5 protein-coding genes are annotated in these 7,735 nt (G+C 70.0%); 4 read left to right on the top strand and 1 reads right to left on the bottom strand.

Features of this window, described 5'->3' with window-relative positions:
- The 3 genes from polA to AC1DP0_RS14550 all read left to right on the top strand — a co-directional run.
- On the top strand, positions 1-1,562 hold a 1,562-nt coding region (gene polA / locus AC1DP0_RS14540; protein ID WP_478085258.1), incomplete at its 5' end, for a DNA polymerase I.
- A gap of 170 nt (positions 1,563-1,732) precedes the next feature.
- Positions 1,733-2,332, top strand: a complete 600-nt coding sequence (locus AC1DP0_RS14545) for a hypothetical protein (protein WP_478085259.1) — start codon at positions 1,733-1,735, stop codon at positions 2,330-2,332.
- Positions 2,329-4,896 (top strand): hypothetical protein, encoded by a 2,568-nt coding sequence (locus AC1DP0_RS14550; RefSeq protein ID WP_478085260.1) that lies wholly within the window; start codon positions 2,329-2,331, stop codon positions 4,894-4,896. Before AC1DP0_RS14545 ends, AC1DP0_RS14550 begins: the two co-directional genes overlap by 4 nt.
- 79 nt (positions 4,897-4,975) lie before the next feature.
- On the opposite strand, the gene AC1DP0_RS14555 is transcribed toward AC1DP0_RS14550, so the two are convergent.
- Positions 4,976-5,797 carry a class I SAM-dependent methyltransferase gene (locus AC1DP0_RS14555; protein ID WP_478085261.1) on the bottom strand — a complete coding sequence of 274 codons (822 nt, stop codon included), beginning with the start codon at positions 5,795-5,797 and terminating at the stop codon, positions 4,976-4,978.
- 171 nt (positions 5,798-5,968) lie between these two features.
- Between AC1DP0_RS14555 and rpsA the strand changes: the two genes are divergently transcribed.
- The gene (rpsA, locus tag AC1DP0_RS14560) at positions 5,969-7,489 is read left to right on the top strand and encodes a 30S ribosomal protein S1 (RefSeq protein ID WP_478085262.1); all 1,521 of its coding nucleotides are present in this window, start codon (positions 5,969-5,971) and stop codon (positions 7,487-7,489) included.
- Positions 7,490-7,735 lie beyond the last annotated feature (246 nt).

A 7,735-nucleotide genomic window follows, 5' to 3' on the forward strand; every position in this document is an offset into this window, starting at 1 on the left:
GGCTCGAGGACGCCACGCGCCCCAAGGCCATGCACGACGCCAAGGGTCCGATCGAGGCCCTCGCCGCCCGCGGCTGGTCGCTCGGCGGGCTGACGAGCGACACCCAGCTCGCGGCATACCTCGTCAAGCCCGACCAGCGCACCTACCACCTCGACGACCTCGTGCTGCGCAACCTGCACCGCGAGCTGAGTGGGTCGGCCCCGACCGACGGTCAGGGCATGCTCGACTTCGGCGGCGACGCCGATGAGCAGGCCGCCCAGAAGGAGATGGTGCGCGCGACCGCCGTGCGCGACCTCGCCGCCGTGCTCGACGACCAGGTCGCCGCCACCGGTGGCGAGCAGCTCCTGGCCGAGGTGGAGATCCCGCTCGTGGACGTCCTGGCCCGCATGGAGCGCACCGGCATCGCCGTCGACGTGGCGGGCCTGGACTCCCTCGAGGGCGACTTCGCCGCCAAGGTCGCGCAGGCCCAGCAGGACGCCTGGGACGCCATCGGCGGCGAGAAGATCAACCTCGGCTCGCCCAAGCAGCTCCAGGAGGTGCTCTTCGGCACCCTCGGCATGCCGAAGACGAAGAAGACGAAGACCGGTTGGACCACCGACGCCGACGCGCTGACCGACCTCTTCACCAAGACCGAGCACCCCTTCCTCGAGGCGCTGCTGCGTCACCGTGACGCGGCGCGTCTGCGCGTCACCGTCGAGGGGCTGCAGAAGTCGGTGGCCGACGACGRCCGCATCCACACGACGTACCTGCAGACCATCGCGGCCACGGGTCGTCTCAGCTCCACCGAGCCGAACCTCCAGAACGTCCCGATCCGCACCGAGGAGGGGCGTCGCATCCGCGAGCTCTTCGTCGTGGGCGAGGGCTACGACGCGCTCATGTCGGCCGACTACTCCCAGATCGAGATGCGCGTCATGGCGCACCTGTCCGGCGACGAGGGGCTCATCGAGGCCTTCCGCACCGGTGAGGACCTCCACAAGTTCGTCGGCTCGAAGGTGTTCGGCGTCGAGCCCGACGACGTCACCTCGGCCATGCGCTCGAAGGTCAAGGCGATGTCCTACGGTCTTGCCTACGGCTTGTCGGCCTTCGGTCTCTCCAAGCAGCTGACCATCAGCACCGAGGAGGCGCGCGGCCTCATGGACGGCTACTTCGAGCGCTTCGGTGGCGTCAGCGACTACCTCAAGGAGGTCGTCGCCGAGGCGAGGGGGACCGGCTACACCGCGACGATGTTCGGCCGTCGCCGTTACCTGCCCGACCTGACGTCCGACAACCGGCAGCGCCGCGAGATGGCCGAGCGGATGGCGCTCAACGCTCCGATCCAGGGCTCGGCCGCCGACATCATGAAGGTCGCGATGATCGGCGTCGGCCGGGCGCTGGTCGAGGCCGGGGCGAAGTCCCGCATCCTGCTGCAGGTCCACGACGAGCTCGTCCTCGAGGTGGCGGCCGGTGAGCGCAATGACGTCGAGAAGCTCGTCCGCCACGAGATGGGCCATGCCGCCGAGCTCGATGTGCCGCTCGACATCAACGTCGGCGTCGGGCACTCCTGGCACGACGCAGCGCACTAGCCCGTCGCTCGTCACTCCCACGAGAGTGAGTCGAAATGTCGCTCGGGTCACGGTTTGGGCACGGTTGGGCCTCTTAACCCATTTGTCGCTCGTCATCTTGGTCTCGCCGACATACTGACCGGTAACTTGCACCCGCCAACGGAGACGGGTGCTTTTACTGTGAGGTGGACATGGTCAGAAGCCTGGTCACAGGTCTGTGTCTCGCCGTCTTCGCGGCGGTCATCATCGGACTGAGCAGCACGCTCGGTCTCGACCTCGAGCACGTCGCCCTTCTCGGCGCGGCTCTCGGCGGTGTTCTCGGACTCGTCCCACACCGACCCGCCTGGGGGAAGGTGGCAGGCTTCCTCGCCGGCTTCCTGCTCGCCTGGCTCGGCTTCGCGCTGCGTGCCGCGGTGCTGCCCGACTCGTCGGCCGGCCGCGCCGTCGCCGCGTTCGTCGTCGTGGCACTCATCGCGGTCGTCACCGCCGCGAGCCGTGGCCGCCTGCCGCTGTGGAGCGGTCTGGTCGGCGCTGCCTCGATCGTGGGCGCCTACGAGTCGGTCTACACGAACGCCCCGTCGCAGTTCCTCAGGGAGTCCCCGGCCGCGGCCACGACGGTGCTCCTTGCCGTCGGCCTCGGGTACCTGGCAACGAACCTGATTGCGGCGCAGGCGAACCCGTCCGGCTCACCCGCGCGGCATCGTGCGTCCGCCGACGAAGCCGAGACGTCTTCCAAGGACTCCGACGCCACCACCGACCTCGACGGCCTCATGACGGGAGCCACCCGATGAGCAAGCGGACCCTCGCCACCATCGTCGCCGGACTGGCGGCCATGCCCACGCTTCTCCTGCTCGCTGCGACACCGGCGGCCGCCGCCGGCAGTGGCTCGGTGCAGGTCTCCAACACAGAGACGGTGCAGGCCTACCTCGACGCCTCGGGCAAGGTCGACGTCGCCCGTGTCTACGAGCAGGTCGCGATGAAGGGCCGGGGCACCGTCGACCTGCGCAACCCGGTCGAGGCGCAGGGCCTGCGAAACCTCGACGGCTTCGGTGGCCTCGATGTCAAGGACGGCGTCATGGTCGGCCGCTTCGACGTCGACGGCGAGCAGCAGCTCCGGACCGTCAGCGACTTCACGAAGAAGCTGCCGCTCGAGGTCCAGGTCGCCTACCTGCTCGACGGCCGGCCCGTCGAGCCCGGTGACCTCCTCGGCCGCAGCGGCCACCTGGAGGTGCGCTACACAGTCAAGAACGTGACGGGGACCCCCCAGGTCATCACCTTCGACGACGGCACCGGGCACAACGCTTCCGCCACTCAGAGCGTCGTCATCCCGATGGTCGGCTCGCTCACGACGACGCTGCCCGACAGGTTCACGAACGTCAGCTCCAAGGAGGCCAACGTCGCCGGCGACGGTCGCGGCGGGACGAAGCTGACCTTCACGATGACGCTCTTCGGCCCCATCGGCACGCCCACCGCAGCCTTCGGCTACGCGGCCGACATCGTCGACGGCACGTTGCCCGAGGCCAACGTGTCGGCGCTGCCGGTGAGCCCTCTCGACAGCCCGTCCTTCAAGGGCGGCGCCGCGAGCTACAGGAGTGGTGCCACGACCGGTGCGACCCTGACTGCCGGTGCCACCGAGATCGACGCCAACCTGCTCAAGCTGCGCGACGGAGCGAGCACGATGCTCGCCGGTCTCATCCAGCTGCGCGACGGCGCGAAGAAGCTCGACGCGGGTCTCGGTGCCCAGGCCCTGCCCGGGTCACGAGCACTCGCCAGCGGTGCCGGCCAGCTCAAGGACGGCACGTCGAAGCTGCGTTCCGGTGCGGGCGCCGCCAAGGACGGCTCAGCCCAGGTCGCGGACGGAGCCGGTCAGGTCGCAGACGGCGCCGGCCAGCTCGACGCCGGCGCGAAGAAGCTGAGCGGCGGCGCGGCGCAGGTGGATGGCGGCGCAGCCCAGGTCGCCCAGGGCCTGCACCTCGTGGGCGACAACGCGCCCGAGCTGCTCGATGGTCTCGCCCAGGTCGCCGACGGTCTCGACCGGGTCGACGCGGGCCTGACCCAGCTGTTCGACGGCGTCGGCGGTCTCCCGGACGAGGCGAAGCCGCTCCACGCAGGTATCGCCAAGCTGCGCGCCGGCCTGGGCGCGAAGGGCCAGGACGGCACGCTCATCGACGGGGTCGACCAGATCCGCGCGGGTCTCGCGGCCGCCACCGAGACGGACGGCAGCATCGACCAGCTCAAGGGCGGCGTCGACCAGGTCCACGCCGGACTTGCCGGCGCGCTCGCCACAGGCGGTGGGATCGACCGGCTCGACGGCGGAGTCGCGCTCGCGAGCGGGTCAGCCGACTGCGGGACCTTCTGCAAGACCGTGCTGGGTCAGGTCGCGGGCGGCCTGTCGACCCTGCGTCAGGACACCACGGATGCGAAGGCCGGGCTGGAGAAGGTCTCCGGCGGTCTTGGGCTGCTCAAGGRCAAGCTCAGCGACGCGGCCTTTGGTCTCGTCAAGGTCGAGTGCGGCCTGAGCAACACGACGCTCGCCGGCATCTGCGACCCGAAGGTCCCGGGCCTGCTCGAGGGTGTCGACCTCGTCGACGGCGGCGTCACGAAGCTCGTCGACGGCGTCGTCGGCAAGGTGCAGGGCGGCATCGGCACGCCGACCGACCACGCGAAGGACAAGACCCTCCGCGGCGGCGTCAACGACCTCCAGGACGGCGTGGACGCGCTCCGCCTCGGTGGCGTCGACCTGCTCGACGCCATCGATCAGCTCACGATCGGTGCGGACCAGGTCCACGGCGGCACGTCGCAGGTCGCGACCGGGGCCAAGGACCTCGGAGCAGGTGCCGCCAAGCTCGCGAACGGGTCCACTGACCTTGCGACCGGTGCCGACCAGCTCGATGCCGGGGTCGGTATGCTCGCGGACGGTGCGGGGCAGCTCGACGACGGGACCGCCAAGCTCGAGCACGGTGCCGGTCAGCTGTCCGACGGCCTCGCCGACGCGGCCGGGGGCACGAGCCAGCTGGCAGCCGGTCTCACGGATGCCGCCGCGGGGGCGCCGCAGCTCAAGGACGGGGCTCAGCGCCTGTCCGACGAGGGGACGAAGAAGCTCGTCGAGGCCGGCAAGGCGACGGCGGCGGACTACGGCGAGAAGTACGCCCTCATCGAGGTCGGTGCCCGGCGGGCCAAGGCCGAGGGCATGGCCTACGGCGCCCCTGAGGGTGCGGCCGGCGCGACGGCCTACTCCTACGAGCTCGCGGGTGTCGACGGAGCAGGCTCCGCCAACGCCGGCCGCGCGGCCGCTGCGGCGGGCGTGTTCGGCCTCGCGGGTGGCTCCGTGCTGCTGAGGCGCCGCTTCCTCTGACCGCTTCGGACCGCTGCTGTCGGGAGGCCACGAACCAGGACCAGCTCCTGGCCTCTCGGCGTCTCCGGCGGAGAGCCGTTCAGCGCGGCTTGTGGCAGACGAAGATCGCCGTGCCGGGGATGACCCGCCCGCGCAGCGGCGACCACCCACCCCAGGGCTTCTCGTGCCCCTCGGGCCACTCCGGCTCCACGAGGTCGACGAGCACGAGCCCGGCGGCCGAGATCTCGCGCACCCGGTCCCCGATCGTGCGGTGGTGCTCGACGTACGTCGCCCGTCCCGCGTCGTCCTGCTCGACGTAGGGCGTGCGGTCGAAGTAGGAGTGGCGAGCGGTGAGCCCGCCCGGACCCGGATCGTCGGGGAAGGCCCACCGCACGGGGTGGGTCGTCGAGAAGACGAACCGGCCGCCGGGCCGCAGCACGCGAGCGGCCTCCGCCATGACGACGTCGGAGTCCGCGACGAACGGCACGACGCCGTATGCCGTGAAGACCGTGTCGAAGGACGCGTCCGCGAACGGGAGGGCGCGCCCGTCGCACTGTGCGAACGGCACGTGGACCGTGGCGGCGAGGGCTGGGTCGAGGCTGTCGTTGACGGCGACTCCGGTCGCGACCATGCCGGCGGACAGGTCGGTGGCCACGACCGTCGCGCCGTGGGCGGCGAGCCAGCGTGAGCACTGGCCCGAGCCGGCGCCGATCTCGAGGACGACCTGCCCGGCGGGGTCACCGAGCAGGCGGGCGTCCTCCTCGCGGAGGCGCTCGGGTCCCCAGACGAAGTCGGTGTCCCCGAGGAACGACCCGCGCTCGACGTAGTACGACGTGGCCTCGTGGTCCCACCACGTGCGGTTGGCCGTGGCCGTCTCGGTCGGGGGAGCGGGTCGTCGGGTGGCCTCGGTGGGCGTGCTCACGGCATACGTGCTCTCTTTTGACCGGGTACTGACAGCGCGGATAGGATTGCCGAGCACATTCGTGTGCGCACGATCAGTGTTCAACCTGTCCACAAGACATCGGGGCGCGGGCCGTCAGGTCACCGTCGCGAGGTCACCAATCTAACCGTCCACAATCGGAGTTCCTACTACATGACTGCCAACACGGTCGAGAAGACCGCGCCTGAGATTGCGATCAACGACATCGGCTCTCAGGAAGACATCCTTGCGGCGATCGACGCCACCATCAAGGACTTCAACGACGGCGACATCGTCGAGGGTGTGATCGTCAAGGTCGACCGGGACGAGGTCCTGCTCGACATCGGATACAAGACCGAGGGCGTCATCCCCTCGCGCGAGCTGTCCATCAAGCACGACGTCGACCCCGGCGAGATCGTCAAGGTCGGTGACGAGGTCGAGGCCCTCGTCCTCCAGAAGGAGGACAAGGAAGGCCGTCTGATCCTGTCCAAGAAGCGTGCGCAGTACGAGCGCGCCTGGGGCACGATCGAGAAGGTCAAGGAAGAGGACGGCGTCGTCACCGGCACCGTCATCGAGGTCGTCAAGGGTGGTCTCATCCTCGACATCGGCCTCCGCGGCTTCCTGCCCGCCTCGCTCGTCGAGATGCGCCGTGTCCGCGACCTCCAGCCGTACGTCGGCAAGGAGATCGAGGCCAAGATCATCGAGCTCGACAAGAACCGCAACAACGTGGTCCTGTCGCGCCGTGCCTGGCTCGAGCAGACGCAGTCCGAGGTGCGCACGACGTTCCTCAAGGAGCTCCAGAAGGGCCAGGTCCGTTCGGGCGTCGTGTCCTCGATCGTCAACTTCGGTGCGTTCGTGGACCTCGGCGGCGTCGACGGTCTCGTCCACGTCTCCGAGCTGTCGTGGAAGCACATCGACCACCCGTCCGAGGTCGTCGAGGTCGGCACCGAGGTCACCGTCGAGGTGCTCGACGTCGACATGGACCGTGAGCGTGTCTCCCTGTCGCTGAAGGCGACGCAGGAGGACCCGTGGCAGCACTTCGCTCGCACGCACGCCATCGGCCAGGTCGTCCCCGGCAAGGTCACCAAGCTCGTCCCCTTCGGTGCGTTCGTGCGCGTCGAGGACGGCATCGAGGGCCTCGTGCACATCTCCGAGCTGGCCGAGCGCCACGTGGAGCTGCCGGAGCAGGTCGTCAACGTCGGCGACGAGATCTTCGTCAAGGTCATCGACATCGACCTCGAGCGTCGTCGCATCTCGCTGTCGCTCAAGCAGGCGAACGACCAGGCCGTCTCGGCGTCCGAGTTCGACCCGACGCTCTACGGCATGGCCGCGGAGTACGACGAGCAGGGCAACTACAAGTACCCCGAGGGCTTCGACTCGGAGACGAACGAGTGGCTCGAGGGCTTCGACGCCCAGCGCGAGAAGTGGGAGCGTCAGTACGCCGAGGCCCACGCCCGCTGGGAGGCGCACAAGACGCAGGTCGACGCCGCGACGAAGGCCGACGCCGAGGCTGCGGCCAACGCCGGCTCCGCGACGTCCTACTCGTCCGCGACCGGTGACGTCGCCGACGCGGATGACGCCGACCGCGCCGACCGCGGCGAGCGCGCCCCGCGCAACGCCCCGGCTCCCGTCGAGGGCACCCTTGCTTCGGACGAGGCGCTCGCTGCGCTCCGTGAGAAGCTGACCGGCAACTGAGCCACACCGCTCAGGGCTGATCGCCCCGAAGAAGCCCCGGACCCGCACAGGGTCCGGGGCTTCTTCGCGTCCCGGCTGCGGGGAGGGCCCCCGGTCACGCCAGGAGTTCAGACACGCGTTGAATGCCGGACGTGACAAAGCCGCTCTCGGTGCATCCGCGCCGCTAGGTTGGCCGAGTGCAGTCATCGCTGACCGAACCCCGCAGCACCGCGCCCGGACCGGGGGGCCCGCCGCCCGAGGTGGGGC

The sequence above is a fragment of the Terrabacter sp. P5_B1 genome, from assembly GCF_056400505.1.

What these genes read in the sequence shown, in the direction of transcription:
- AC1DP0_RS14545 (WP_478085259.1), top strand. Translation starts at nt 1,733, where the DNA reads ATGGTCAGAAGCCTGGTCACAGGTCTGTGTCTCGCCGTCTTCGCGGCG.
- rpsA (WP_478085262.1), top strand. Translation starts at nt 5,969, where the DNA reads ATGACTGCCAACACGGTCGAGAAGACCGCGCCTGAGATTGCGATCAAC.